General features: G+C 58.4%; 26 protein-coding genes. 16 read left to right on the plus strand and 10 right to left on the minus strand.

What is annotated here, in order from left to right; all coding sequences use genetic code 11:
* The first annotated feature begins 353 nt into the window (after positions 1–353).
* From BMX80_RS14805 to BMX80_RS14815, 3 genes are all read left to right on the plus strand, one after another.
* Positions 354–1,709, plus strand: coding sequence for a TolC family outer membrane protein (locus BMX80_RS14805; protein WP_071870509.1), 1,356 nt, complete (start codon positions 354–356; stop codon positions 1,707–1,709).
* 229 nt (positions 1,710–1,938) lie between these two features.
* Positions 1,939–4,134 carry a type I secretion system permease/ATPase gene (locus BMX80_RS14810; RefSeq protein WP_074870010.1) on the plus strand — a complete coding sequence of 732 codons (2,196 nt, stop codon included), beginning with the start codon at positions 1,939–1,941 and terminating at the stop codon, positions 4,132–4,134.
* Positions 4,134–5,486, plus strand: a complete 1,353-nt coding sequence (locus BMX80_RS14815; protein ID WP_071870510.1) for an HlyD family type I secretion periplasmic adaptor subunit — start codon at positions 4,134–4,136, stop codon at positions 5,484–5,486. Before BMX80_RS14810 ends, BMX80_RS14815 begins: the two co-directional genes overlap by 1 nt.
* Before the next feature lie 18 nt (positions 5,487–5,504).
* On the opposite strand, the gene BMX80_RS14820 is transcribed toward BMX80_RS14815, so the two are convergent.
* The 6 genes from BMX80_RS14820 to BMX80_RS14845 all read right to left on the minus strand — a co-directional run bounded on the left by BMX80_RS14820 (position 5,505) and on the right by BMX80_RS14845 (position 9,453).
* Complete coding sequence (locus BMX80_RS14820) at positions 5,505–5,825, minus strand: hypothetical protein (RefSeq protein ID WP_074869961.1); 321 nt, start codon at positions 5,823–5,825, stop codon at positions 5,505–5,507.
* 75 nt (positions 5,826–5,900) lie between these two features.
* Complete coding sequence (locus tag BMX80_RS14825) at positions 5,901–6,233, minus strand: DUF6122 family protein (RefSeq protein ID WP_074869964.1); 333 nt, start codon at positions 6,231–6,233, stop codon at positions 5,901–5,903.
* The gene (locus BMX80_RS14830) at positions 6,230–8,023 is read right to left on the minus strand and encodes an ABC transporter ATP-binding protein (protein WP_074869966.1); all 1,794 of its coding nucleotides are present in this window, start codon (positions 8,021–8,023) and stop codon (positions 6,230–6,232) included. Before BMX80_RS14830 ends, BMX80_RS14825 begins: the two co-directional genes overlap by 4 nt.
* A complete protein-coding gene (locus BMX80_RS14835; RefSeq protein ID WP_074869968.1) occupies positions 8,020–8,652 on the minus strand; it encodes a DsbA family protein in 633 nt (210 codons plus the stop codon). The genes BMX80_RS14830 and BMX80_RS14835 overlap by 4 nt, the downstream gene beginning before the upstream one ends.
* Before the next feature lies 1 nt (position 8,653).
* Positions 8,654–8,959 (minus strand): BolA family protein, encoded by a 306-nt coding sequence (locus BMX80_RS14840; protein WP_074869971.1) that lies wholly within the window; start codon positions 8,957–8,959, stop codon positions 8,654–8,656.
* Positions 8,956–9,453, minus strand: coding sequence for a DUF2059 domain-containing protein (locus tag BMX80_RS14845; protein ID WP_139214161.1), 498 nt, complete (start codon positions 9,451–9,453; stop codon positions 8,956–8,958). The genes BMX80_RS14840 and BMX80_RS14845 overlap by 4 nt, the downstream gene beginning before the upstream one ends.
* Before the next feature lie 143 nt (positions 9,454–9,596).
* On the opposite strand from BMX80_RS14845, the gene BMX80_RS14850 reads away from it, so the two are divergent.
* A complete protein-coding gene (locus BMX80_RS14850; protein WP_074869976.1) occupies positions 9,597–10,616 on the plus strand; it encodes a DUF2804 domain-containing protein in 1,020 nt (339 codons plus the stop codon).
* Between the two features lie 13 nt (positions 10,617–10,629).
* Here BMX80_RS14850 and BMX80_RS14855 read toward each other — a convergent pair whose 3' ends face one another.
* On the minus strand, positions 10,630–11,061 hold the full coding sequence (locus BMX80_RS14855; protein ID WP_074870013.1) for a hypothetical protein: 432 nt from the start codon (positions 11,059–11,061) through the stop codon (positions 10,630–10,632).
* 417 nt (positions 11,062–11,478) lie between these two features.
* On the opposite strand from BMX80_RS14855, the gene BMX80_RS14860 reads away from it, so the two are divergent.
* Positions 11,479–13,788 carry an ATP-binding protein gene (locus tag BMX80_RS14860; protein ID WP_071870518.1) on the plus strand — a complete coding sequence of 770 codons (2,310 nt, stop codon included), beginning with the start codon at positions 11,479–11,481 and terminating at the stop codon, positions 13,786–13,788.
* A 50-nt stretch (positions 13,789–13,838) separates the two neighbouring features.
* Positions 13,839–14,297: a hypothetical protein gene (locus tag BMX80_RS14865; RefSeq protein WP_074869979.1), complete on the plus strand. Its 459-nt coding sequence runs from the start codon at positions 13,839–13,841 to the stop codon at positions 14,295–14,297.
* Between the two features lie 219 nt (positions 14,298–14,516).
* Here the strand turns inward: BMX80_RS14865 and BMX80_RS14870 are convergent, their stop codons facing one another.
* From BMX80_RS14870 to msrB, 3 genes are all read right to left on the minus strand, one after another.
* Positions 14,517–14,918 (minus strand): MarR family winged helix-turn-helix transcriptional regulator, encoded by a 402-nt coding sequence (locus BMX80_RS14870; protein ID WP_074870016.1) that lies wholly within the window; start codon positions 14,916–14,918, stop codon positions 14,517–14,519.
* Positions 14,919–14,971: 53 nt separating this feature from the next.
* Positions 14,972–15,454 (minus strand): glutathione peroxidase, encoded by a 483-nt coding sequence (locus tag BMX80_RS14875; protein ID WP_071870520.1) that lies wholly within the window; start codon positions 15,452–15,454, stop codon positions 14,972–14,974.
* A 113-nt stretch (positions 15,455–15,567) separates the two neighbouring features.
* The gene (gene msrB / locus BMX80_RS14880) at positions 15,568–15,966 is read right to left on the minus strand and encodes a peptide-methionine (R)-S-oxide reductase MsrB (protein ID WP_071870521.1); all 399 of its coding nucleotides are present in this window, start codon (positions 15,964–15,966) and stop codon (positions 15,568–15,570) included.
* 146 nt (positions 15,967–16,112) lie between these two features.
* Between msrB and BMX80_RS14885 the strand changes: the two genes are divergently transcribed.
* The 10 genes from BMX80_RS14885 to BMX80_RS14930 all read left to right on the plus strand — a co-directional run.
* A complete protein-coding gene (locus BMX80_RS14885; RefSeq protein WP_074869982.1) occupies positions 16,113–17,327 on the plus strand; it encodes a pyridoxal phosphate-dependent aminotransferase in 1,215 nt (404 codons plus the stop codon).
* 18 nt (positions 17,328–17,345) lie between these two features.
* Positions 17,346–18,092, plus strand: a complete 747-nt coding sequence (locus BMX80_RS14890; protein ID WP_074869985.1) for an SDR family NAD(P)-dependent oxidoreductase — start codon at positions 17,346–17,348, stop codon at positions 18,090–18,092.
* Between the two features lie 3 nt (positions 18,093–18,095).
* Positions 18,096–18,545: a hypothetical protein gene (locus BMX80_RS14895; RefSeq protein WP_071870524.1), complete on the plus strand. Its 450-nt coding sequence runs from the start codon at positions 18,096–18,098 to the stop codon at positions 18,543–18,545.
* Between the two features lie 91 nt (positions 18,546–18,636).
* Positions 18,637–19,527 carry a protease HtpX gene (gene htpX, locus BMX80_RS14900; RefSeq protein ID WP_074869988.1) on the plus strand — a complete coding sequence of 297 codons (891 nt, stop codon included), beginning with the start codon at positions 18,637–18,639 and terminating at the stop codon, positions 19,525–19,527.
* Between the two features lie 157 nt (positions 19,528–19,684).
* A complete protein-coding gene (locus tag BMX80_RS14905) occupies positions 19,685–20,929 on the plus strand; it encodes a CmpA/NrtA family ABC transporter substrate-binding protein (protein WP_074869990.1) in 1,245 nt (414 codons plus the stop codon).
* Positions 20,930–21,033: 104 nt separating this feature from the next.
* Positions 21,034–21,609 (plus strand): ANTAR domain-containing response regulator, encoded by a 576-nt coding sequence (locus BMX80_RS14910; protein ID WP_071870527.1) that lies wholly within the window; start codon positions 21,034–21,036, stop codon positions 21,607–21,609.
* Between the two features lie 448 nt (positions 21,610–22,057).
* Positions 22,058–23,455 (plus strand): CmpA/NrtA family ABC transporter substrate-binding protein, encoded by a 1,398-nt coding sequence (locus BMX80_RS14915; protein ID WP_074869991.1) that lies wholly within the window; start codon positions 22,058–22,060, stop codon positions 23,453–23,455.
* 64 nt (positions 23,456–23,519) lie between these two features.
* On the plus strand, positions 23,520–24,509 hold the full coding sequence (locus BMX80_RS14920) for an ABC transporter permease (protein ID WP_074869994.1): 990 nt from the start codon (positions 23,520–23,522) through the stop codon (positions 24,507–24,509).
* Between the two features lie 27 nt (positions 24,510–24,536).
* A complete protein-coding gene (locus tag BMX80_RS14925) occupies positions 24,537–25,328 on the plus strand; it encodes an ABC transporter ATP-binding protein (RefSeq protein ID WP_235821656.1) in 792 nt (263 codons plus the stop codon).
* A gap of 317 nt (positions 25,329–25,645) precedes the next feature.
* Positions 25,646–25,925, plus strand: a 280-nt coding sequence (locus tag BMX80_RS14930) for a transposase (RefSeq protein ID WP_139214163.1), incomplete at its 3' end; no start/stop codon positions are given.

Below are 25,925 nucleotides of genomic sequence, written 5' to 3' on the forward strand. Positions count from 1 at the left end.
TGTTTTGCCAAACGACCCAACCGATGAGCGAAGAGCCGCGCCTTAGCACCCAAAAGAATTAAACATCATCGTGATATCGCCTTGATTTTGACATCCGATGAACAAGTACCCCTTCAAGCGCAGTAACTTGCCGTCACAACAGTATTTTTCTGTTTATACGCGCAACCTACCCTTGAAAGACTGGGCGCTATTTCACAGTTTGCATAAGACCCATTTCTCATAACGCTTGTAGCAAATCGTTCTAAGCAAGAGGGATTTCTTGAACTTGAATAGGTAGTTACAAGCCGCACAGTGGAAATATATGCAAAACGTCAATCCATTGGCGGCCACTCTTAGCCAACGGAGGAGGCACCATGCGCAAGCCAGCCCTTTCACTGCTCAGCGGGGCTTTGGCTCTTGCCCTGAGCAGCCCCAGTTACGCCATGAGCCTGACCGAAGCCATTCAGTCAGCGATTGATTACCACCCAGAAATTCGTGCCGCCCAGCAAAGCCGTTTAAGTGCCGATGAAGAACTGAACGTCGCCAAAGGCGGCTACTACCCCGTGATCGACCTGATCGGCGGTTATGGTCGTGAAAACACCGATAGCCCCGGCGTGCGCGCCACCGGCAAGCACGGTGTGACTTACACCCGCAGCAGTGCCGAGCTGCGCTTGCGGCAAATGCTCTTCGATGGCTTTGCCACCTCCAGCGAGGTTGATCGCAACGAGTCGACCATCAACTCACGCGCCTACCTGCTGCAAGGCATCTCGCAATCCATCGCCCTGCGCGCCATTGAGGTGTACCTCGACGTGATGAAGCGCCGCGAGCAAGTGCACTGGGCCGAAGAGAACCTGCGCAGCCATCAACGCATTCACGACCAAATCAGCTTGCGCTCTGAGCGTGGCGTAGGCAGCACCGCTGATCGTGATCAGTCCGAAGCGCGCTTGGCACTGGCGCAAAACAACCTCTACACCGAACAGGTCAATCTGTCCGACGCAGAAACCAGCTTCTTAAGCGTGATTGGCAAAATGCCCGATATGCTGGAACCGCCCAGCGAGCTTGCCGGAACTGTACCCGGCACCCTCACCGACGCCCGCCAGCGCGCCCAAGTGAACAACCCCTACCTGAAATCCGCCCAAGCCGATGTGGATGCCACCGAAGCACAGTACGAAGCGGCCAAATCGCCCTTCTACCCACGTTTTGACTTAGAGCTCGCCCAAGGCGCCGGCGATAACTTTGACGGCGTGGAAGGCCACAACAACGAATGGCGCGCGCAAGTGCTGATGAACTACAACCTGTACAACGGCGGTCGCGACGATGCGCGTAAGCAGTCCACCGCCTACCAAATGAACGAGGCCATGGAAGTGCGCAACAACGCCCTGCGGTTGATTAACGAAGAGCTGGGCCTAACCTGGAACGCACTGAACAACATTCGCCAACAACTGCCGCAAGCCAAAGACTATGCCGAGTCCAGCGACAAGGTACGCAGCGCTTATCAGCAGCAGTTCAGTGTGGGCCAGCGCACCTTGCTCGACTTGCTGGATAGCGAGAACGAGCTGTTCACCGCGCGCCGCCGCTATACCGAGCTGCAATTTGACGAGCGCTTTACCCAGCATCGCCTGCTCAGCAGTACCGGCGAGCTGTTAAAGGCCCGCCAAGTGGTACTGCCCGCAGAAGCCACCGCGCTGACCGAGGTGAAGAGCGAAGCCAGCTTACCGGCCATGCGCTAACCGGCTGTCTACACTCAAGAGTAAGACCCCTTGCTATATGGAGGTGCTGATTTAATCGTCGAACGCTTCAAGCGCAAGGCGTACAGCGCGCAGCAATCGAGGCATACCTATTGGGTAGACGAGGTTGCGAGCACCGCACAACGCAGCGATTGGTTCGTGCAGGCATTAAATCAGTACTTCCTTGGGGCCTACTTAAGCCATCGCATCACAGTAAGGAAGCCCCTTGTCGATCGCTCACTCGGCCAGCAATCCGCCCCCTAAAGGCCCTGCGTCAAAAGCGGGGCACGACCTTCGCCATACCCATGACGACCCGCTGCTTGATGCCCTGTTACTGCTCTGCCGCCACTACGAACGCCCCGCTAGCCGCGCCAGCTTAACCGCCGGCCTGCCGCTGGCCGATCAACGCTTAAGCCTTGAACAACTGCCGCGCGCCGCCGACCGCGCGCACCTCAAAGTACGCGTTCTGCAACGCAAGCTGAGCCAAATCAGCGATATCAACCTGCCGGTGATTTTGCTGTTTAACCACGGCAGCTGCTGCGTGCTGCTGGAGTGGCTAGACGACAACCGCGCGCGCATCCTGCCGGCTGAGGCCGAAGGCGGCGAGCAGATCGTCAGTCGCGCCCAGCTGGAAAAAGCCTATCGCGGCGACGTGGTGTTTGTGCGCCCGGTGCACGAGCACGCGCCCGAGCGCATGGCCCTGCTGCCGCGCGTCGAGGCATGGCTGAGTGATTCACTGAAGCTCTCGCGCGGCCTGTACGTCGACGCCCTACTGGCTAGCCTGCTGGTGAATTTACTCGGCCTCACCGTGCCGCTGTTTGTGATGCAGGTGTACGACCGCGTGGTGCCAAACCAAGCGCTATCCACCCTGTGGGTGCTCGCCTTAGGCCTCGGCATGGCCTGCGCCTTTGAGCTGCTGCTGCGTATTTTGCGCGGCTATTTTCTCGACTTAGCAGGCAAGAAGACCGACCTCGTGCTCTCGGCGAGCATTTTCGAGCGCATTACCGGCATGGCGCTCAAAGCCCGCCCGGCTTCGGTTGGCGCGTTTGCCCAGCATATTCACGACTTCCAAGGCCTGCGCGACTTCTTAACCTCACTGACCCTCGCCAGCCTGATCGACTTGCCCTTCGTGCTGCTTATGCTCGGGGTGATTTTTTTGCTCGGCGGACCGTTAGTCTGGGTGCCGCTGCTGGCCTTTCCACTCACTATGCTGATCGGCCTGTTTATTCATTTGCAGCTTAAAGAGGTGGTCAAACGCAGCTTAAGCCTCGGCGCCGAACGCCAAGCTTTGCTGATTGAAACCTTAAGCTCGCTGGATGCGCTGAAAACCTTAGGCGGCGAAAGCGAACGCCAGCACCAGTGGGAGCAAACCTTAGGCACACTGGCCAAGCTGGATTTACGCAGCCACTTTTTAGCCACCTTGGCGATCAACAGCACCCTGTTCACTCAGCAACTGGCCGGCATCAGCATCATCATCGCTGGGGTGTACCAAATTATTGACGGCAACATGAGCGTCGGCGCTTTAGTGGCCTGCTACATGCTCAACAGCCGCGTGCTCGCCCCGCTGGGGCAAATTGCCGGCATCTTCTCGCGCTACCAACAAGCCCGCGTGACCAAAGACTACACCGACACCTTGATGCAGCTACCGCAAGAGCGCCACGCGGCGCAGCGCCCGCTAGAAGGCATCAACCTCAAGGGCGAGCTAGAAGCGCAACATCTGGACTTCACCTACCCCGAGCAACAACACCCCGCACTTGAGAAAATCCAACTGCATCTAAAGCCCGGCGAACGCGTCGGCATTATTGGCCGCAGTGGCTCGGGCAAGAGCACCCTAGGCAAGCTGCTGGTGGGCTTTTACGAGCCGCAAAAAGGCGCGGTGATGCTCGATGGCATTGATATCCGCCAGCTGGATATTGCCGACCTGCGCCATCACATCGGCTATGTCTCGCAGGATGTGCAGCTGTTCTCTGGCAGCCTGCGCGACAACCTGACCTTCGGCGCCCGCTATGTGAGCGACGCGCGCATGCTCGAAGTGGCCGATTTAGCCGGTGTCAGCGACTTTGCCCGTCAGCATCCGCAAGGCTTTAACCGCTTGGTAGGCGAGCGTGGCGCACTGTTAAGCGGTGGCCAGCGCCAAGCCGTGGCGATTGCCCGCAGCTTGCTGCTCGACCCACAACTGCTGGTGCTCGACGAACCCACCAGTTCGATGGACAACACCAGCGAAGAACAACTGCGCCAACGCCTGATGCCCATCGTGCAAGGCAAGACCTTAGTGCTGATCACCCACCGCACCTCGCTGCTATCGCTGGTGGACCGCCTGGTGGTGATGGATGCCGGGCATATCGTCGCCGACGGGCCGAAAGAGCTGGTTATCGAGGCACTGAAAAGCGGCAAGATCAACCCCGTGCACAAGCGGGGGGAACACTGATGGCGCTCTCGCTAGGCTTTGGCAAATTGCAGCGCCTGTTCAGCGCGCCGGAAGAACAAGACTACGCCAACGAAGTGGACGTTGCCCTCGAAGAGCAAGCCCCGTTCGCCGCGCGCTTGCTGCTCTGGACGCTGCTCGCCCTGCTAATTGGCGGCATCGGCTGGGCGTATTTCGCCACGCTGGAAGAAGTCACCCGCGGCGAAGGCAAGGCCATTCCCTCCAGCAAAATTCAGAAAATCCAAAACCTGGAAGGCGGCATCGTCGCGGAGATTTTTGTGCGCGAAGGGCAAGTGGTCGAGGCCGGGCAAACCTTAGTGCGCCTGGATGCCACGCGCTATGTCTCCAACCAAGATGAAACCCGCGCCGACCGTATGGCCTTGCTGGCCAGCGTAACCCGCCTGCGCGCTGAAGTAGAAGGCGAGCCACTCACCTTTGGCGATGAGTTTAAAGACTTTCAGCGCATCGCCGCCGATGAAATGGCCCTGTACCAATCGCGCCAAGACCGGCTCAACGGCGAAGTACGCATCTTGGAAGAACAGCGCCGCCAAAAGCAGCAAGAACTGGCCGAGTTTGAGGCGAAAAGCCGGCAGTTTCGCTCAAGCCTAGGCTTGCTGCAGCGCGAATTATCGATGTCGGCCCCACTAGTGAAAAGCGGCGCCATGAGCGAGGTCGAAATCCTCCGTCTACGACGCAGCATTGTCGACACGCAAGGGCAATTAGATGCCGCGCGCTTAGCCATTCCACGCGCCGAAGCAGCGATTGAGGAAATCGACCGACGCATCGAAGACAGCCGTCTGACCTTTCGCACCGAAGCCTTAGGGCAGCTCAATGAAGCGCGCACTGAGTTGTCGAAAACCACCGCCAGCATGAGCGCCATCGACGACCGCGTCAGCCGCACCACGGTGACCTCGCCAGTGCGCGGCATTGTTAAGCAACTGTTGGTGAACACCATTGGCGGCGTGGTGCAGCCCGGTAGCGACTTGGTCGAAATCGTGCCGCTGGACGACACCTTGCTGGTGGAGGCGCAAATCCGCCCGCAAGACATTGCCTTTCTGCACCCTGGGCAAAACGCCATGGTCAAGTTCACCGCCTATGACTACACCATCTACGGCGGCCTAAAAGCCAATCTCGAGCACATCAGCGCCGACACCATCACCGACCAAGAAGGCAACAGCTTCTACCTGATACGCCTGCGCACCGAGCGCAATCACTTAGGCAAAGCCGACAGCCCGCTGCTGATCATTCCCGGCATGGTGGCCAGCGTGGACATCATCACGGGGGAGAAGAGCGTGCTGGATTACTTACTCAAGCCGGTACTTAAAGCGCGTGCCGAAGCCATGCGTGAGCGATAAACCAGCAGATTGCGCGGTTTAAATCAGGCCTTCGTCATCACCGAGCAAATTGCTCAGCACATTCACCTGATGGCGGCTTTGCTCGCGCGCCGCGAGCTTCTCGCGGGCGGCACTGGGTAAGTCGGTGTAGCGGATAACCCCTTTGCGGCTGAGCGCTTCGACCAAGTCCTCCAGCACGCGCACCAGCTCAAGATCACTGTCTTGCAGTTGTTGCAGGGTGCGGCGGCGCCAACTGACCAACTCGGGGTGATCATCCGGCAAGCACTCTTGGCCGGCAAAATCGGCTTGCAAACTGACTTGGCAAATCTGCCCTTGGGCATCGCGCTGGATATACAACACGGAGCATCCCTCTCGCTGCTGAGCTTAAACAGGGCGCAATAACCGCGCGCCCCATTAAGCATTGAGCATAGCGCCTTACCAGCCCTGCGCCATGCGCCAGCAATCGCTGCCGTCGAGCAGCATGTGAATCACTAAGCCCGCACCAATCCAACGCAGCCAAATGGGCTTAGGGCACAGCAACAACAGCGGATACAACCAAACCCACGGCGCGCTGTGCAGCGGGTGAAAACCTAAGCTGCAGCGATTGGCGGCGAAGATAGGGTCAGCCACAAGGTGATCTAGATCGACCGCCATCGTCGCCAGCATCACCGCCAACGCCACGCGCCACTGCTTGCGCCAGCAAAACCAAACAACTGCCGCCGGCACCAGTGCATGCAGCAGCAAGTGGATAACGCTGGCAGCACTCATAAACGCTGTAGCTGACCGTAGAGCTTGGCGTACAAGCCATCGCCGGCAAGCAGTTCGTGATGGCCGCCCTGCTCCGCAATCCGCCCACCGTCAAATACCAACACCCGATCGGCTTGTTTCACCGCCGATAAGCGGTGCGCAACGATCAAGGTGGTGCGGCCTTTTAAGAAGTCTTGCAGCGCCTCATGCACCGCATGTTCGGTGGCGGCATCTAGGGCTGAAGTGGCTTCATCAAGAATCACCACTTTCGGCCGCGCCAGAATCATCCGCGCAATCGCCAACCGCTGGCGTTGCCCGCCAGACAAACGCACACCTTGGCGACCGACAATACTATCTAGCCCTTGCGGCATGGCGCGCACCGCCACGGCCAGTTGGGCCATGTCCAGCGCTTGCCAGCACTCTTCATCACTGCGTTCGCGGCCAAGGGTTAAATTGGCGCGCAGGGTGTCGTTAAACAACGCGGGGTGCTGTAGCACCACGGCCACATGCTCGCGCACACAGGGCAGGCCGATCTGCTGCAACGGCACACCGCCGTAGCAAATCTCGCCACGCTCCGGGGTGTATAGCCCCAACAGCAGCTGTACGAGCGTGCTCTTACCGCCGCCACTGGCGCCAACTAAAGCGACCTTTTCACCAGCAGCAATGTTCAGATTCAAATCATTCAGCACCGGGTCTTGCTGATAGGCAAAGCGCACCCCGCGCACGTCGATACTGACGCTCTCGGCGCCCGCAAAAGGGTTGTGCAACGCCGGGTAATCCGGCTCATCGGCACGCGCCAGCAAGTCATTCAAACGCCCCCGCGCGGCATCGGCGGCGTAGTAGGAATACTGAATACTGAGCAGCTGCTCCACCGGGCCGATCATGAACCACAGGTAGCTGAACACCGCGAGCATCTGGCCGATGGACAAATCCGACAGCAGCACGGTGAGCATGGCCGCCGCACGGAACACATCGATACCGAGCTGGAAAATCACCCCGCTGGCACGGCCGGCGGCGTCACTCTTCCATTCCGCCGCCACGGCAAAATCGCGTACCTCTTGGGCGCGTTCGCGCAAGCGGCCCATAAAGGTGGCTTGGCGATTGCCGGCGCGCACCTCTTGAATAGCTTCGAGGGTTTCTGTCAGTGCTTGGGTAAAGCGCGAGGTGCCTTCGTTTTCTTTACGCTTTAGCTCTTTAACCTGCTTGCCCAGCTTCACGGTGAGCAAAATCACCAGCGGGTTAAAGCACAGAATCAGCAGCGCCAGCTGCCAGTGCATCCACAGCAAGATGCCGGCGGTGCCGACAATCATCAGCAGCGAGACTAAAAAGCGGCTGAGGCTCTGACCGATAAAGCTGTCCAACGTGGTCAGGTCGGTGACCAAGTGGCTGCTTACAGTGCCGCCACCTAAGGTTTCGTACTCGCTTAAGGCAATCCGCTCAAGGCGCGTTAACAAACGCAAACGCAGGCGATACACCACGTCTTTAGCTAAGCGCGCGAACAAGCGCGCTTGCAGCACGCTAAAGCACAAATTAGCGGCGCGCAGCAGCAAGGTAATCACCAGCATGGCGCCGATGTAGCCGCCCGCCACTTGCGCGCTGGCTGGCAAGAAGTTGTCCAGCACATCCAAGGCCGCGCGGCCTTGGCCCAGCAGCACCTCATCCACCAGCAGAGGCAATAACAGCGGCAAGGGCACGCTGCACAGCGTGACCAGCAAGGCCAAGCCGTGGGCCATGAGCAGAGCTTTTTTGTGTTTAAACGCCAGTGCGCGTATATCGCCCCAGCGAATACTTTCTAGCGCTGTATTGCTCATGCGTTGGGCGCCACCTGCGCCAACCAGCGCTCTAGCAAGGGCTGCAGCGCAGTCAGTGGCTGATAACCATTGTTGAGCAGCGCCAAGCGGCCTTGATCTTCCGCGAGCAAGGTAGGAAAGCCAGCAATGCCGAGCTGCTCGACCCAAGCGAAATCAGCCTCAGTAGCCGCACGGCAGGCGGCGCTGTCGAACTGATCGACAAACTCAATCCGCGGGATGCCCAGCTCGGCGGCCACATCGGCCAGCACCGGGGCGGCGGTCACGTCTTGCCCTTGGGCATAAAATGCCCGCTGCACGGCGGCGGCATAGGCGCTTTGCAGCTCAGGCGCTAATGCCCCCACGGCAACTAACGCCCGGCAGGCAGGTTCGGTGTCGTAGATAAAGCCTTCCGGCAGCGCACCTTGATGCTGAAACGGCTGGCCAGTGGCATCTGCCACCGCATGCCAGTGGTGCAAGATCGCTTCGCGCTTAGCCGGCTCCAACGGTGCGCCGCCGCGACGCAAACCGCCAACCCGCCACTCACACGCCACACCGTGCTGCTCAGCCAGCTGCGCCAAGCGCTGCTGCACAGGCGCAAAACCCCAGCACCACGAGCACATAGGGTCCATCACATAGATCAAACGCGCCATATCAGTGATCGTGCTTACTGCCGCCCAAACACTGCGGCGATGCTGGCGCGCTTTGCTGTTGCTGCCATTCCCCCACCGTATAGGTGTGCAGGGCCAAGGCGTGCACTTGCGGCATCAACTCGCCCATCGCGGCATACACCTGCTGGTGACGCTTCACGCGGTTAAGCCCGGCAAAACGCTCACTGACTACCACGGCCTTGTAGTGGGTTTCTTGGCCACGGCTGTGCATATGGCTTTCGTCTTCTACCTGCAAAACACTGGGCTCTAGGGCTTGCAGTGCCTGCTCGATCAACGCCTGCTTGCTCACGACTTGTCCTTACCTTTTTGCAGTTTGGCGGTCATTTCATCCATCAGCTTATTGATGGCCGGCACCGCCTGCTCGATACGTGCTTGGGTCAACTCAGCTGATTGCTGGGTCAGCGCTGGCATCAGGTTCAGCACCTTGTCGCCCAAGGGGGAGCGGTAGAACGCGAGCAGCTCGGTAAGTTCCTGCTCAGTGAACTTCTGCGTGTACAAGGTCACCAGCTGCGGCTTGATTTGTGGCCACGAGACTTGCTTATCCAGCTCGCCATTGGCGCGTGCTTGGTAGTGCTCTAGCACGGCAGCATCGGCTTCTTGGCCGCCCGCTTGAGCAAAACCCTGGGCAAACATTTGCTGCACCTGCGCATACACAGGCACCACCAAGCGGTCAGCCTTGACCAGCTTCAAAAACTCTTCGGCTTTCTGCTCATGGCTACCGGCGTGTAATAACGCGGAAAAAGCCAAACTCAAAACCAGTAAACAACTTTGCCCAACCCGCATGGTGTAACCTCGCAACGAAAACGGCATTCTGCGTGCTACAGGCTTTGGCAGCAAGAATCTCGCAGTGATGCGTGAGGCTGCTAAACTGCATTCACTCACTGACAAGGATCGACACTGTGCAGCCCGCTCACATGGAATGTGTCATGACCAGCATTGCCCCCCCGCCTGCCGAGCTAGAACGCCAGCATCCTCTGCCCTTGTGCTTGGCTAACGGCCGCCTAAACCCTGCCGCCATCGGTTGGAGTCGTCGCCCGATGACGCACTGCAACCTGCCCGAACGCTTAGGCCGGCGCAAACGTTGGAACGACTGGCGACTGCTCACCCCCGACTGGATGCTGGCCATTACCTTGGCGGACCTTGATTACCTCGGCTTCGCCAATGTGCATTTCATCGATTTGCACAACGGTCGGCAATTGGTGCGCACCGTGCGCAGTCTGTTCAGCCGTGGGATCAGCCTGCCTGATGAGCCATTGCAGGCAATCCGTTTCGCCCACCCCGACTTGTATCTAGAAGCCAACGAAACAGCCACCGCGCTGGAGCTGATCGTTCGCTCCACAGACTTGGTCGACAGCCCCTTAAGTGGCCGCTTTATCATTCAGCACCCCCGCCATTTGGATTCGATCAACTTAGTCGTCCCCTTAGGCGGGCTAGAGTTCCACTGCGCCAGCCGGCACATTGGCCTGCCCATGCAAGGTTCGCTGACCTTAGGCAGCCAGCATTTTCAAAGCAGTCATAGCTTAAGTTTTGCCGCGCTGGATTTTGGTCGCGGCATTTGGCCCTATCGCAGCCACTGGCTCCGCGCAGCCTTTGCTGGGCCCGGCGGGGTAGCCGCTAACTTTGGCAGCGGCTGGACCGATGGCAGCGGGCTGACCGAAAACGCCATTTGGCTGGGCGGGCAAATGCAAAAAATCAGCGACGCCATTCACTTCAAACCCGACAGCCAACGCCCCGGCTACTGGCACCTGCATGATGACCATGGCCGCGTGCAACTGCACTTCACCCACTTGCAGGAACAACGCAGCGAAGAAAGCCTAGTGTGCTTAAGAATGTACCGTCAGCTGGCCTACGGTCGTTTTGACGGCATGCTGATTGGCGAACACGGCGAGCGGGTAAAAATTGACGGCTTGATGGGCTGGATTGGCAAGAACAATGCCCGCTGGTAGGGCCTAATCCGCCTTAACGAAAGCGCATCGCGCCTTCATGCTCCCATTCACAGCGCAAACTTAGCTGGCTGTCTTCGGGGGTGTGGAAACCTTCGTCGGACTCCCAACGAAACGTGTGCCTGCCATTCAGCTCAGTCTCTAAATGCACAATCGCATTGGCCCAATACAAGCGGCGCAGCAAAGCTTCAAACTTCTCGACCCACAGCGACCATTCGTACTCCACCGCTTGGTAACTGGCGCCAAAACTGATCACTTGGGTTTGGTACAAACCATCGCCGGCCACTTGGCCAACACCAAACATGCCGCGACTGAAAAACGGCCAACCGGCCTCGCCGTCGAGCTCTTGCAGTACTCGCGCATTGTGCTGCTGCCGCAACAAGCGCGCCTCACAGCCCCCTTCGGGCCAGTCGCGGATGCTGCCGTAAACAATCGATTCGCTGTGCAAAAGCTGCTCCATGCAGGCGGCCAAAACCGCAATTCAGTGTGCGCCTTCTATCATGCGCAAAAACGCTGCGCCAAGGCCTGTTGATCAAGCTGTGCGCTGCCGCGCAAAGTAGCCAAGCTTGCGCTCAGCACCTTTCGACGCGCTTGGCTTACCCAAAACGCAGCACAAACGCCTCAGCAGGCGCGCTTAACCAGCGGCCGCATTGTACCTGCCAGCGTGCTATCGCTTGCAGAAAAAACGCTAAAACTACCATTCTAGAGCCTTGGCCATTATTCTTGCCGGCTAGCGCAGGCTGCGCAGCAGGGCAAAAAAACATATTTTGCCCGCTCAAGTGCGCGCCATCTCCTAGACTTCAAGTGAGTTAGCCCGCTGTGCGCCAAGACTCGCATGCCGTACTCCAAAGGACGCCGTTAACGGATGCAAATCAAGCTTACCGACCGCCTTTCCTTCAAACAGGCCAGCATCACCGTGCTGGTCGGTTTTCTGTTGGGCACGGTACTCAGCCTGTTGCAAGTGGTGCTGGATTACAGCAGCGAAGACGCGGCGATCAATAAAAAGATCAACGCCCTGCTGGAAACCAGTTACCAGCCGGCAGCCCGCGTGGCCTACAACATCGATGCCGAACTCGCCCAAGAGTTAGTCCGTGGCCTATTGCGTTCACCGGGCATCATTCACGCAGAAATCATCGACAACAACGGCACCGCACTGGGGCAGGCCAGCCGGCCTATGGCAGAAAGCCAATGGCGGCGCTTAAGCGATGCGCTGTACGGCCAAGCACGGGTCTTTGAGAAGTACCTGTCGGTGGAACATTTACCCGACGAGGCCTTGGGCCGCTTGCGCGTAGTGGTCGATACCTTTGCCTTCGGTAACGACTTCTTGCAGCGCTCCGGCATTACCTTGCTCACCGGTTTTATTCGCAGCTTGGCGCTGTCGTTAATTTTGCTAGTGCTGTTCTACGTGATGCTAACTAAGCCGTTGGTCAGCGTGATTCAGAGCATGAGCCGGCGCGAGGGCAATACCCTTAACCGTGAGCCTATCCGCTGCCCGCGCGGCCATGAGCGCGATGAAATCGGCGCGCTGATCAGTGTCACCAACGAGCACCTGCGCAGCATCGAGGTCGAAGTCAGCCAGCGCCGCGATGCTGAAGAACGATTGCGCCAATACTTAAACGAGCTGGAAAACATCGTCGCCGCGCGCACCACCGAACTGAAAGCTGCCAACTTGCAGCTCAGCAGCTCCAATGAAGAACTCGAACAAGCGCGGCAAAAAGCCGTGAACATGGCGCAGGCGCGTAGCGAGTTCTTGGCCAACATGAGCCACGAAATTCGCACCCCGTTAAACGGCATGCTCGGCTTACTGACCCTAGCGCTCGACGGCCCTATTCCTAGCGAACAACGCCAACAGCTGGGCATTGCGCAAAACTCAGGCAAGGTCTTGCTTGAGCTGCTCAATGACATTCTCGACCTGTCGAAATACGAAGCCGGACGCCTCGAGCTGGAGGCCATCCCCTTCAACCCCGCACAACTGCTGGAAGACACCGCCCAGCTGCTGGCACAAAATGCCGCGCAGCAGGTGGAGCTGTGCGTTGCCATTCACCCTAACGTGCCGCAGCAGCTTAAAGGCGACCCAACCCGGGTACGGCAAATCATCAGCAACTTGCTCAGCAATGCGCTGAAATTCACCCGTGCGGGCTATGTCGATTTACAACTGGACTGGCAAGACGATGCCTTGGAGCTCAGCGTCAGCGACACCGGCATCGGCATGGACAAGCAAGCGCTGGAAAGGATTTTCCAGCCCTTTACCCAAGCCAACCAAGGCATTACCCGTGAGTTTGGCGGCACCGGCCTTGGTCTAGCCCTCACCCGCCGGCTCTGCCAAGCCATGCAGGGCGAGATGAGTATTGAGTCGCAGCCCGACCAAGGCAGCACCTTCCGTATTCGCCTGCCACTGGCAAAAATTAGCGGCGCCGAACTACCCAGCGAACTGCACGGCCAAGCCGTGTTAGCCCTTAACGACAGCGTGCGCACCAGCCGCGTACTGCGCGACTACTTGCTGCACTGGGGCTTATCGCTGGTCAATAGCGATGCCAGCCGCTGCGATGTGGTGATCTGCAATCAAAGCACGCAACTGAACAGCCTGCGCATGCGCTTCCCGGAGGCGCCGCTGCTGTATATCAGCCCCTATCACGCGTTTGTCAGCAACGAGCAAGCCACGCGCTTGCAGCCTTTCCAGCAGATGACCCAACCTGTGTCACGCCAGCGACTGCACAGCAGCTTGGCACAGCTGCTCGGCCAGCAAGATGCCACGCCACGCACTGCCAGCGTGCCAAGCAATAAACTCGGCGCCCACGTGCTGTTGGTGGAAGACAACCCCGTCAACCAGATGGTTGCCAAGGGCATGCTGGCCAGCTTGGGCTGTAGCGTCACACTGGCGCAAGATGGCCAACAAGCCCTCGAGCGCCTGCCGGAAGAAAGCTTCGATCTGGTGCTTATGGATTGCAATATGCCGGTGCTGGATGGCTATACCGCCACACGGCGTCTACGCGCCGATGGCCGCTGGAACGACTTACCGGTGATCGCCCTCACCGCCAATGCACTGGCCGAAGACCGGCAAAAGTGCCGCGACGCCGGCATGAATGACTACTTGGCCAAACCCTTTCAGCGGGATGATCTGAAAAACATGATCCACTACTGGCTACAAGCGCGCACAGAAGCCAGTGGTTTGTAACAGCCAAAGCGTTTTGGTCTCTAAAGGGCACCATCCAAGGAGACCTTCCCATGCGCCGCTCACTGTTACCCAGCGTAAGCATCGCCTTACTCGCCGGCCTGTTTAACCTCACTGCACAGGCCACCGAGCCTACAGTTATTCAGCTCAGCCAAACCGGCTGCCAATTTGTCGAACCCGAAGGGCAAGATCAGCACTACCGCCCGCTAACGGCTGACGACTGCCAAACCATTAATAGCCAAAGCGGCGCCGCGCGTTTAGCCGCCAGCCAAGTGTTGCGCCTGAAAGCCGGTGATTATGTGTTTCGGGTGACCAACGCCAACGTGCCTTACGAGCTGGGCTTTTGGCTGCGCGGCAGTGGCCTAGGCCGGGTGACCTTGCCGAGCGTTTCTGGCGGCGGCCTGACCGAAGGCGTCACCAAGGACTACGCCATCAGTCTTAAACCCGGAGAATACCGCTACTCCTGCCCGCTGAACCCGACGCCGGATTATGTGTTGATCGTCGAGGGTTAACAGCCGCTGAAAGTGCCTGTGAAAGCGTCACGAGCGACGGCTAGGCAAGGCAAAAACCGGCGAAAAAGCGCAGCTTATTGAGGGTAAGTGAGCATTTTGAGCCTGTTTTTAACGCCGTCTAGCCTAGCGCAGTAGCTTTGACGGGCACTGTACCCTGGGGCTTGCCACAGCAGGCACTCTCTCCCCTGCTGTGGCCTTTTTGCTGATACAAGCGGCGCCCTAAGCAAAGCGCTTGAGCAACACCGCCAGCTGATCACGCAACTGGGCCAGTTCCTCAAGCGATGCGCCGCTTTCACACAGCAAGGTTTGCGGGACCTCTGCGGCTTGGCTTTTTAGCGCCACACCGGCCTCGGTAAGCACCAGCACACGCTCACGCTCATCATGCTGTGCGCGGCGACGCTCAACCAAACCGAGACTTTCTAGCCGCTTAAGTAGCGGCGTCAGGGTGCCGGAATCGAGCAACAAACGTTCGCCCAATGCCTTAACCGTCGCTTGCGCCGGCGGTGTCTGCTGCCACTCCCAGAGCACCAACAACACCAGGTACTGCGGGTAGGTCAGCCCCAAGGCATCTAACTTAGGCCGATAGGCGCGGGTCACCGCTCGCGAGCAGGCATACAGCATGAAGCACAGCTGGTTATCCAGCTTCAGCTGCGCTTCAAGGTCACAAGGGCTACTCACTTGAGCAGCGCCTGAATTTCACCTTCTAAGTCTTCGGGCTTGGCCACCGGGGCAAAGCGCTGCACTTCAGCACCGTCAGCGCTGACCAAGAACTTAGTGAAGTTCCACTTCACGCCTTGACTGCCCAGCAAGCCCGGCGCTTGCTTCTTCAGCGCCACATACAGCGGGTGCGCTTCAGGGCCGTTAACGTCGACCTTTTTAAACAGCGGGAAACTCACGCCAAAGTTCAGCTCACAGAACTCGCTGATCTGCCCTTCGTTGCCCGGCTCTTGCTTACCGAACTGATTGCACGGAAAGCCCAGCACCACCAAGCCTTGGTCTTTGTACTTTTGCCAGAGGTTTTCTAGGCCTTTGTACTGCGGGGTAAAGCCGCACTTGCTGGCGGTGTTAACCACCAAGTAGGCCTTGGCGGAAAAATCTTTCAGGCGCTTTTCTTCGCCTTTGATGGTGGTACAGGGGATATCCAATAACTGCGACATGGCACGCTCCAAAGAGGAATGATCAAAAAACGAGCACAACCATAGCGAGCAATTAGATTGTGCGCAATTCTTTTTAGCGCGAAGCACGCCGCATCAGCGCCGCTAATCGTGCGTTATTCGCGCGGAATCAGCTTAAGACACACCGAGTTAATGCAGTAGCGCAGGCCTGTTGGCTCGGGGCCGTCCGGGAAGACATGACCCAAATGCGCATCGCAGCGCGCGCACAGCACTTCAACGCGGTGCATGCCGTGCGAGAAGTCTTCCGCGGTGGTCAGCGCTTGCTCATTGATCGGTGCGAAGAAGCTCGGCCAGCCGCAGCCCGAGTCAAACTTAGCTTCTGAGTCAAACAACGGGTGATCGCAGCAATAGCAGTGATATTCGCCGGGCGTTTTGGTGTGGCAATACTCGCCGGTGAACGGATGCTCGGTGGCTTTTAAGCGGCACACGGCAAAGCGTTGCTCGTCCAGCTCAGCCTGCCATGCCTCGTTAGGCTTGTTCAGTTTATCGACCATAAAACACAACACCTCGTGCGTGGAAAAACCGCGATCTGTCCCTTTTCCCTGCTTTAACCCGCACGTATCATGCGGGGTTCATTGCAGTCTGGCAGCTGCTGTCGGCACTGCCAAGCTGCGCTTAGCGCATCGCCCAGGAAAGCATCATGCAGGTCAGCAAGTCGAATAAGCTCGCCAACGTCTGTTACGACATTCGTGGCCCGGTACTCAAGCACGCCAAGCGCTTGGAAGAGGAAGGCCATCGCATCCTCAAGCTGAATATCGGCAACCCGGCACCGTTCGGCTTTGAAGCGCCGGAAGAAATCCTGCAAGACGTGATCCGCAACCTGCCCACCGCACAAGGTTACTGCGACTCCAAAGGCCTGTTCAGTGCCCGTAAAGCGGTCATGCAGTACTGCCAGCAAAAAGGCATCGACGGCGTTGGCATCGAAGACATTTATCTGGGCAATGGCGTGTCTGAGCTGATCGTCATGGCCATGCAGGCGCTGCTGAATAACGGCGACGAAGTGCTGATTCCTGCGCCGGATTACCCGCTGTGGACGGCCGCCGTGAGCCTGTCTGGCGGTAAGCCGGTGCACTACCTGTGCGACGAGCAAGCCAACTGGTACCCCGACCTCAACGACATTCGCAGCAAGATCACCAGCAACACCAAGGCGCTGGTGCTGATTAACCCGAACAACCCGACCGGCGCTGTGTACCCGCAAGAAGTGCTTGAAGGGCTGGTAGAGATCGCCCGCCAGCACAACCTGATCCTGTTATCGGACGAGATCTACGACAAGATTCTCTACGACGACGCCGTGCACATCTCCACCGCTTCACTGGCGCCGGATGTCCTGTGCTTAACCTTTAACGGCCTATCGAAAAGCTACCGTGTGGCGGGCTTCCGCTCCGGTTGGATGATTATCTCTGGCCCCAAACACCGCGCCATCAGCTATATCGAAGGGCTGGAAATGCTCGCCTCGATGCGCCTGTGCGCCAACGTGCCGAGCCAGCACGCCATTCAAACCGCGCTCGGCGGCTACCAAAGCATTAACGACTTAGTACTGCCCGGCGGCCGTCTGCTCGAACAGCGCAACCGCGCCTATGAGCTACTCAACAGCATCCCCGGAATCAGCTGCGTGAAGCCCATGGGCGCGCTGTATGCCTTCCCGAAGATCGACCCCAAAGTCTGCCCGATTCATAACGACGAGAAGTTCGCCCTCGACCTGCTGTTGTCCGAGAAATTGCTGATCGTGCAAGGCACCGCGTTTAACTGGCCGTGGACTGATCACTTCCGCGTGGTCACCCTGCCGCGCGTGGATGACCTCGAAGCCGCCATCGGCCGCATCGGCAACTTTGTGCAGGGCTACCGTCAAGAATAACGCCCAAGGAGGGCCGCCATGTCGCATCCGCGTTATTTGCTCACCGGCGCCAGCTCTGGCATTGGCCAAGCGCTGGCCAGTGAACTCGCCGCAGCTGGTTTTAGCCTTGTGCTGGCCGCGCGGCGCAAAGACAGCTTGGAGCAACTGGCGGCCACCCTGCGTGACCATTACCCCGCCCAGCAGTTTGTGCCCTATGCGCTGGATGTCTGTGATTACCACGCCTGCGCGCAAGCCATCAGCGACGCGCAATCGGCACTCGGCGGCTTGGACGGCGTGATCGCCAACGCCGGCATTGCCTTGTCGGGTCGCGCCGGGCGCGGGCATTTTGACAAAGCCCAGCGCACTATTGAAACCAACCTGCTCGGCGCCATCGCCTGTTTAGATGCCGCCACGGCGGTGTTTCGCGGGCAAAACCATGGCCACTTAGTGGCGGTCGCATCGGTTGCCGGCAAGCTGGATTTACCCGCCACCTGCGCCTATTCAGCCAGCAAGGCCGGGCTGGTCAGCTACATGCGCAGCCTCGATGCCGAGCTTTCGCGCACAGTGATTCGCACCACCACCCTGCTGCCGGGCTTTATCGACACCCCGCTCAATCAAGATGCCGCCAGCCGACCGTTTTTAATTGATGTCGAGCACGGCGCCAAACTGATCGCGCAGCATATTCTTGCCAAGCGCCGCAGCGCCTACGTGCCCAGTTGGCCGTGGGCTCTGATTGGCCGCCTCGGCCCATGGTTGCCGACCTCTCTTCTTGCCAAGCTAGGTTAAGTAATGGATTTAAACATCGACGACTTCTACCGCGACTGCGCCGCTGCCTTGCTGCAGCTGTATGGCACGTTTCCGCGCAAGATGGCGGTGTACGTCGAAGATCTGATTGGCCGCGAAGAACCCGATGAATTTGGCCTGCCCAGCAAGCGCCACCTAAATTGCCTCGGCGCACTGATCTGGCTCGGCGAGGAAGGCTATCTGCGCTATGCCTCGAGCATTCGCTATGAAGCGCTCGACCAAGTGGTGCTCACCGAAAAAGGCTTTCTGCGCCTGTCACGCCAAGTGCCGCACGCCATCGACAACCAAGACCTACCACCCAGCGTGCGGCGCATTAAAGGCACCCTCGCCCATCAACTCAATGAAGCCGTGCAACAAGGCCACAGCGAAAAAATCAGTCGCTTAGCGCGTTTGTTGTTCGAAACACCCAGCGGCCAAGCACTGGCCTTAGGCTGAAACATTTGCTCACAGCTTGGCGCTGGAAAAAACCTTCCGGCGCCGCAAGATACGTCTTACCTGAGAAAAAATCCCAAGGAGGATTGGCGCCATGATGCGCATTGTGTTGTTCCTCGCCACTAACATAGCCATTCTGCTTGTTGCTGGTCTTGTCTTAAACATGCTTGGCTTTGATGGCCGAATGGCCGCTAATGGCGTTGATTTCAACTTATCAGCCCTGTTGGTTTGGTGTGCTGTCATTGGCTTTGGTGGCTCCTTCTTTTCCTTGTTTATTTCCAAGTGGTTAGCCAAACGCACCACTGGCACGGTGATTATCGACCGCGCGCAAACCCGCAGCGAACAGTGGCTGCTGGATACCGTGGCTGGCCTGGCCCAAGAAGCCGGCATCAAGATGCCTGAAGTGGGTATTTTCCCCTCGCAGGCAGCCAACGCTTTCGCCACTGGCTGGAACAAGAACGACGCCTTAGTGGCCGTCAGCCAAGGCATGCTGGAGCGCTTCTCACCCGATGAAGTGCGCGCCGTTATGGCCCACGAAATCGGCCACGTGGCCAACGGTGACATGGTCACCCTGAGTTTGATTCAGGGCGTGGTGAACACCTTCGTGATGTTCTTTGCACGTATCTTCGGCAATTACGTTGACAAAGTGTTCTTTAAAACCGAGCAAGGCATGGGACCTGCCTACTACGTTTCTTATATTGTTGCTGAGTTGGTCTTGGGCTTCCTCGCTTCGATCATCGTTATGTGGTTCTCACGCCTGCGTGAGTATCGTGCCGATGAAGCTGGCGCTAACTTGGCCGGTACCACCGCGATGATCGCCGCGCTGCGCCGCTTGCAGGTGGAGTCTGGCATTCCGGTAGAAATGCCAGACAGCATGACCGCCTTTGGTATTAATGGCGGACTAAAAAACGGTTTAGCCGGTTTATTCCTCACCCACCCGCCGCTGGAAGATCGCATCGCTGCCCTGCAGCAACGCGGCCACTAAGTAACTCCCGCGCACCACATCAAGGCAGCCCAATGGGCTGCCTTGATGCATTTTTAGCCCCAGAAAACCTCAGGCATAACCCTTGCATTAACCACTGCAGTTTCTATTTAAGCCCGCGCCAAGCGCCGGCAACCACACTTCCGTTAAGGGTTTTGCCATGTCTAACCAGCTGGATGCCGCTCAGGCGACGCACAAAGACACACCACCAAGCACCAATGCAGTGCAAGCCAGCCACGCCTGGGTTGATGGCAGCGATGCGCCGGAAAAGCCCTTGCTCAACTTAGGCTTTATGGCCCTTACCGACAGCGCGCCGCTGATCGTCGCAGCCACCCAAGGTTTTGCCCAAAGCCAGGGGCTAACCCTTGAGCTAAAGCGCCAACCTTCGTGGTCGACCCTGCGTGACAAACTCGCCACCGGCGAACTGGACGCCGCGCAAAACCTCTACGGCCTGGTCTATGCCATGCACTTAGGCCTTGGCGGCAGCCCGGTCACGCCGATGGCCGTGCTGATGAACCTCAACCACAACGGCCAAGCCATCACCCTGTCGCGGCGCTTGCGCGAAGCTGGTGTGAACAATGGCAAAAGCCTCTGCGAGTTCATCCGCCAAAGCGATAAGCCGCTGCGTTTAGCGCAAACCTTCCCCACTGGCACCCATGCCATGTGGCTGAATTTCTATTTAGGCAGTCTAGGGCTCGACCCGCGCACCGACATCGAGTCGGTGGTGATTCCCCCGGCGCAAATGGTCGACTACCTCGCCCGTGGCGATATCGACGGTTTCTGCGCCGGCGAGCCGTGGGGCGCGCAAGCCATCAGCACCGGCGCCGGCTTCACCCTGATCACTAGCCAGCAAATTTGGCCCGATCACCCGGAAAAAGTGCTCAGCACCCGCGCCGACTTTATTGCGCAGTACCCCAACACCGCCCGCGCCTTGATGCGTGCCGTGCTCGAAGCCAGCCAGTTTATTGAGCTGAGCCAACAGAACCGTGAAGACACCGCTGCGCTGATCAGCGGCCGCGATTATGTCAACGCGCCGACCGACAGCATTGCCGCACGCTTTTTGGGCCGCTATGAAGATGGTCTCGGCTTCGCCTGGCAAGACGCCCACGCCATGCGCTTTTTTGCCGGCGGCCAAGTAAACGTACCGTACCTGTCGGATGCCAGCTGGTTCTTAAGCCAATTCCGCCGCTGGGGCCTGCTAGAAGCCGACCTCGACTACGCTGCGGTGGTCAATCAAGTGCAGCAATTGGCGCTGTATCGCGAGGTAGCGCAAAGCCTCGGCATTCCCTCGCCCAGCGCCGCTAATCGACACTCGCTGCTGTGCGATGCCCAGCCCTGGGATGGCACTGATCCAGAGGCCTATGCACAAGCTTTCAGCGTAGGGATGAAGCCGGCATGCGCCTAACCCGTTATGCTCACAAGACTTGCACCACCGCTAGCTTCGTGGCTCTATACGCCGCCGAAACCGGCCTGCCGCCCCTTCGTTCGCTTTATTTGGGACTCTAAACCATGCTGCGCATCATGCTGATCAACGACACGCCGAAGAAAGTCGGTCGCCTGAAAGCCGCGCTGGAAGAAGCCGGCTTTGATGTGATCGACGAAAGCGTTTCCGCGCTCGACCTGCCCCTGCGGGTGGAGCAAGCGCGCCCGGATGTGGTGCTGATCGACACCGACTCCCCCAGCCGCGATGTGATGGAGCAAGTCTGCTTGGTCAGCCGCGATCAACCACGGCCCATCGTCATGTTCACCGATGAACAAGACCCGCGCGTGATGCGTCAGGCTATTCAGTCCGGGGTCAGCGCTTATATCGTTGAGGGCATTAATGCGACGCGCATGAAGCCGATTCTCGATGTCGCCATGGCCCGTTTTGAAAGCGACCAAGCGCTACGCCAGCAATTGCTCGCCCGCGAAATGCAGCTCGACGAACGCAAGCGCATCGAGCAAGCCAAAGGCATTTTGATGCGCATGAAAGATTGCGACGAAGATGAGGCCTACACCCTCATGCGCCGCCAAGCCATGAGCAAGCAACAAAAGCTGATCCAAGTGGCCGAGCAGATCATCGCCATGGACAAGATGCTCAAATAACCACGCCACTGCCAATACAAGCCACTTAATACACGCGGCTTAATACACGCCACTATTAACAGCAGTGGCAGCCCCCACAGCCCCGCCCTGCTTGCAGTTGCGGGGCTGTTGCTTTTAACCCCACCCGCTTGCTTGCCCCATTTCAAGGCGCAGCAAAAACGCGCACCAATTAAGTGCGATGCCGCCCCAAACACGCCACGGCATGCGACAGCACACAGCGCAGGCCAGCCAGACAAAGCGCCGAAATCACAATAAAAGCCATATAAATCAGCAATTTAAAATATTGGCACGCCCCCTGCATTATCTCTTGCAACAGTCTTCGGGTTGCCAACGGCGGTGATCGAGACGAACCGAATCCAGAGCGAACGCTGTGGTTGTTGGTGCACAGCACCAACCCACGAATCACGCAGCAAATTTGTTTCGAACCTCGAAAATAGGGAGCACCACCATGGGTAAAACCCGTTCTGTTAAGCCTGGCGCTAGCCGTCGTAGCTTTGTAAAAACCACCTTAGCGGGCCTGTCTGCCGCCGCCTTGTTTAGCCTCAGCCTGCTACCGCAAGCCATCCATGCCGCCGAGCCCGAAAAAGACGAGCTCAAGCTTGGCTTTATCAAGCTCACCGACATGGCCCCGCTGGCTATCGCCTATGAAAAGGGCTACTTCGAAGACGAAGGCCTGTACGTCACCCTCGAAGCGCAAGCCAACTGGAAAGTGCTGCTCGACCGCGTGATCGACGGCGAACTGGACGGTGCGCACATGCTCGCCGGTCAGCCGCTGGGCGCCACCATCGGCTTCGGCACTAAGGCCGACATCATCACTGCCTTCTCCATGGACCTCAACGGCAACGGCATCACCGTTTCCAACGCCGTGTGGGAAGAAATGAAGAAGCACGTGCCGATGCAAGCCGACGGCAAGCCGGTACACCCGATCAAGGCCGATGCCTTAAAGCCGGTGATTGAAAAGTACAAAGCCGAAGGCAAGCCCTTCAACATGGGCATGGTCTTCCCGGTATCCACCCACAACTACGAGCTGCGTTACTGGCTAGCCGCCGGTGGCATCCACCCGGGCCTGTATGCCCCGCAAAAGGGTGACATCAGCGGTCAAATCGATGCCGATGCCTTCCTGTCAGTAACCCCGCCGCCGCAAATGCCCGCCACCATGGAAGCCGGCACTATCTATGGCTACTGCGTGGGCGAGCCGTGGAACCAGCAAGCCGTGTTCAAAGGCATCGGCGTGCCGGTGATCACCGACTACGAGATCTGGAAGAACAACCCAGAAAAAGTCTTCGGCGTATCTAAGGCCTGGGCCGAGAAGCACCCAGAAACCCACAAGCGCATGGTGAAAGCCTTGATCCGCGCTGCCATGTGGCTGGATGAAAACAACAACGCCAACCGCCCGGAAGCCGTGCAGATCCTCAGCCAGCCCAATTATGTCGGTGCTGACGCCGAGGTGATCGCCAACTCCATGACCGGCACCTTCGAGTACGAAAAAGGCGACAAGCGCGAAGTACCAGACTTCAACGTGTTCTTCCGCTACAACGCCACCTACCCCTTCTACTCGGACGCCATCTGGTACCTGACGCAAATGCGTCGCTGGGGCCAGATCAGCGAAGCCAAGAGCGACGACTGGTACAAAGACATCGCCAAGCAAGTCTACCGTCCGGACATCTACCGCGAAGCGGCTGACGAGCTGATTGCCGATGGCTTGGCCAAAGCTGAAGACTTCCCAGCCGCTGGCGAGACTGGCTTCAAGCCTGCCACCAACGAGTTCATTGACGGCGTGACCTACGACGGTTCCAAGCCCAATGACTACCTCAAGCAGTTCGCTATCGGTCTGAAAGACCAGTAAGAACACACCTTTTGGAGGCCGCTGGCCGGCCTCCCTTTTTTCTTCAGACACTCAGGAGACAGCTATGAGCAACCTGTCCGTCGCCAAACGCATTAGTCAGACACAAACCCAGGTGGTGTTGCCCCTCATGAAAAAGCTGGCTCCGCAACTCATCCTGCCGATTGTTGGCATCCTCGTTTTCTTGCTTTGCTGGCACGTGATTGCCGGCAAAATCGACACCAGCCTGGGCAAGTTCCCCGGCCCGGTGCAAGTCTATGAACAGTTCAACGGCCTAGTGGCTGCGCACGTTAAAGAACAAGAGCGCGCTGCGGCCTTCTACGAGCGTCAAGAAAAGCGCAACGCCGCTAAGCTGGAAAAAAATCCCGACGCCAAGGTGAAGATTCGCCCCTACACCGGCAAGCCGACCTTCTTCAGCCAGATCGTCACCAGCCTGTACACCGCCATGACCGGCTTCGCCCTGGCCTCGTTGATCGCCATTCCGCTGGGCATTGTCTGCGGCCTGTCGAGTCATATGTACAGTGCCGCCAACCCACTGATTCAAGTGTTCAAGCCGGTATCGCCGCTGGCCTGGTTGCCGCTGGTGACTATGTTGGTCAGTGCCTTGTACGTCAGCGACGACCCGCTGCTGTCTAAATCCTTCCTAACCTCGGCCATCACCGTAGCGCTGTGCTGCCTGTGGCCCACGCTGGTGAACACCATCGTCGGCGTGTCGAGCATTCCGCAAGACCTACAAAACGTCAGCCGCGTACTGCGCTTAAAGCCCCTCACCCACGTGCGCCGCATTGTGCTGCCAGCGTCCATTCCGATGATCTTCACCGGCCTGCGCCTGTCGCTGGCCACCGGCTGGATGGTACTGATCGCCGCCGAAATGCTCGCGCAGAACCCCGGCCTCGGTAAGTTCATCTGGGATGAATTCCAGAACGGCAGCTCGCAGTCGCTGAGCCGCATCATGGTCGCCGTGCTGGTGATTGGCTTGATCGGTTTTGCCCTAGACCGCCTGATGCTGGCCGTCCAGCGCCTCGTGAGCTGGGACAAGAGCGCCGTACTTCGTTAATTCCACGCAGGAGAAACCCTTATGAGCATTGCATCCCATCTGGAGCTGTCCGGCGTTGGTATCAGCTTCCCCACCGACAAAGGCCTGTTCTGCGCGCTGCAGAACGTCAACTTGAAAATCAACAAAGGCGAGTTCGTCTCGCTGATTGGCCACTCCGGCTGCGGTAAATCGACGGTGCTGAACATCATCGCCGGCCTCTATCAAGCCAGCACCGGCGGGGTGATCCTCGACGGCAAAGAAGTCAACGAACCCGGCCCCGAGCGCGCCGTGGTGTTCCAGAACCACTCGCTGCTGCCGTGGCTGAGCTGCTACCAGAACGTCGAACTGGCCGTGAAGCAAGTGTTTGGCGGCAAGAAGAGCAAAGCAGAAATCCGCGAATGGATTCTGCACAACCTCGAACTGGTGCACATGACCCACGCACTGGATAAGCGCCCAGACGAGATCTCCGGCGGCATGAAACAGCGCGTCGGCATCGCCCGCGCCCTAGCCATGCAGCCCAAAGTGCTGCTGATGGACGAACCCTTCGGCGCCCTCGACGCCCTCACCCGCGCCCATCTGCAAGACTCGCTGATGGAGATTCACGCCACCCTCGGCAACACGGTGATCATGATCACCCACGACGTGGACGAAGCCGTGCTGCTCTCCGACCGCATCGTAATGATGAGCAACGGCCCCGCCGCCAGCATCGGCGACATCCTCGACGTGCCGCTAGCACGCCCCCGCGATCGCCTGGCTCTGGCTGAAGACCCGGCCTACAACAAGTGCCGGCAGCAGGTGTTGCAGTTCCTCTATCAGCGCCAGCAACGCCCGGCCGCTTGATCGTTCGGTGCTTCTAAAAAACGCCCGCCAAGTGCTGCTTGGTGGGCGTTTTTGTTGGTGGGGTGGGTTATGGTCCGTGCGGGTATTCCGCACTTAAGTCTGCTTGGGCGGGGTTTTGTTTTGTAGGGGGATGGCCTAGAGTTGCAGGCAATGTCGCTTTTGGCCTCGGGATAATGGCGCATTACAACGTAACAGCCCAAGCCAGAACAACGACCCAGGCGCAAGCAAAGAAGATAACATAAGGAAACGCTGATTTATTCCTCAGCAGCTCTCTTGGCTGGCACAATCGCGGGAAGCCCATCGCCTGAGTCAGCCGCATGCAAAAAACCTTTTCCGAAGCCGAATATGCCGGCAAGAAAAAGCTGACACGCCGCGATCGATTTCTCAGCGATCTTGAGCAGCTCACGCCTTGGACCTTGCTTGAAGCTCAGATTGCCCCCTTCTATGCAGACAACACGGGCAAGCGTGGGCGTCCCAGCATTGGTTTGCCACGCATGCTTCGCTTGTACGTTGTGCAGCAGTGCTTTGGTCTTTCGGACGAAGGCACAGAAGATGCGGTTTACGACAGTCAGGCTATTCGCGGCTTTGTCGGTATCG

It is taken from the genome of Atopomonas hussainii, assembly GCF_900109735.1.
GTDB lineage: Bacteria > Pseudomonadota > Gammaproteobacteria > Pseudomonadales > Pseudomonadaceae > Atopomonas > Atopomonas hussainii.

Coding starts and splice junctions, on each gene's coding strand:
- BMX80_RS14835 (WP_074869968.1), bottom strand. CDS start 8,652: ATGGCGCGTTTGATCTATGTGATGGACCCTATGTGCTCGTGGTGCTGG.
- BMX80_RS14915 (WP_074869991.1), top strand. CDS start 22,058: ATGGGTAAAACCCGTTCTGTTAAGCCTGGCGCTAGCCGTCGTAGCTTT.
- BMX80_RS14805 (WP_071870509.1), top strand. CDS start 354: ATGCGCAAGCCAGCCCTTTCACTGCTCAGCGGGGCTTTGGCTCTTGCC.
- BMX80_RS14870 (WP_074870016.1), bottom strand. CDS start 14,918: ATGCTGTATGCCTGCTCGCGAGCGGTGACCCGCGCCTATCGGCCTAAG.
- BMX80_RS14830 (WP_074869966.1), bottom strand. CDS start 8,023: ATGAGCAATACAGCGCTAGAAAGTATTCGCTGGGGCGATATACGCGCA.
- BMX80_RS14815 (WP_071870510.1), top strand. CDS start 4,134: ATGGCGCTCTCGCTAGGCTTTGGCAAATTGCAGCGCCTGTTCAGCGCG.
- BMX80_RS14895 (WP_071870524.1), top strand. CDS start 18,096: ATGGATTTAAACATCGACGACTTCTACCGCGACTGCGCCGCTGCCTTG.
- BMX80_RS14860 (WP_071870518.1), top strand. CDS start 11,479: ATGCAAATCAAGCTTACCGACCGCCTTTCCTTCAAACAGGCCAGCATC.
- BMX80_RS14920 (WP_074869994.1), top strand. CDS start 23,520: ATGAGCAACCTGTCCGTCGCCAAACGCATTAGTCAGACACAAACCCAG.
- BMX80_RS14910 (WP_071870527.1), top strand. CDS start 21,034: ATGCTGCGCATCATGCTGATCAACGACACGCCGAAGAAAGTCGGTCGC.
- BMX80_RS14905 (WP_074869990.1), top strand. CDS start 19,685: ATGTCTAACCAGCTGGATGCCGCTCAGGCGACGCACAAAGACACACCA.
- BMX80_RS14875 (WP_071870520.1), bottom strand. CDS start 15,454: ATGTCGCAGTTATTGGATATCCCCTGTACCACCATCAAAGGCGAAGAA.
- msrB (WP_071870521.1), bottom strand. CDS start 15,966: ATGGTCGATAAACTGAACAAGCCTAACGAGGCATGGCAGGCTGAGCTG.
- BMX80_RS14850 (WP_074869976.1), top strand. CDS start 9,597: ATGACCAGCATTGCCCCCCCGCCTGCCGAGCTAGAACGCCAGCATCCT.
- BMX80_RS14825 (WP_074869964.1), bottom strand. CDS start 6,233: ATGAGTGCTGCCAGCGTTATCCACTTGCTGCTGCATGCACTGGTGCCG.
- BMX80_RS14845 (WP_139214161.1), bottom strand. CDS start 9,453: ATGCGGGTTGGGCAAAGTTGTTTACTGGTTTTGAGTTTGGCTTTTTCC.
- htpX (WP_074869988.1), top strand. CDS start 18,637: ATGATGCGCATTGTGTTGTTCCTCGCCACTAACATAGCCATTCTGCTT.
- BMX80_RS14865 (WP_074869979.1), top strand. CDS start 13,839: ATGCGCCGCTCACTGTTACCCAGCGTAAGCATCGCCTTACTCGCCGGC.
- BMX80_RS14885 (WP_074869982.1), top strand. CDS start 16,113: ATGCAGGTCAGCAAGTCGAATAAGCTCGCCAACGTCTGTTACGACATT.
- BMX80_RS14890 (WP_074869985.1), top strand. CDS start 17,346: ATGTCGCATCCGCGTTATTTGCTCACCGGCGCCAGCTCTGGCATTGGC.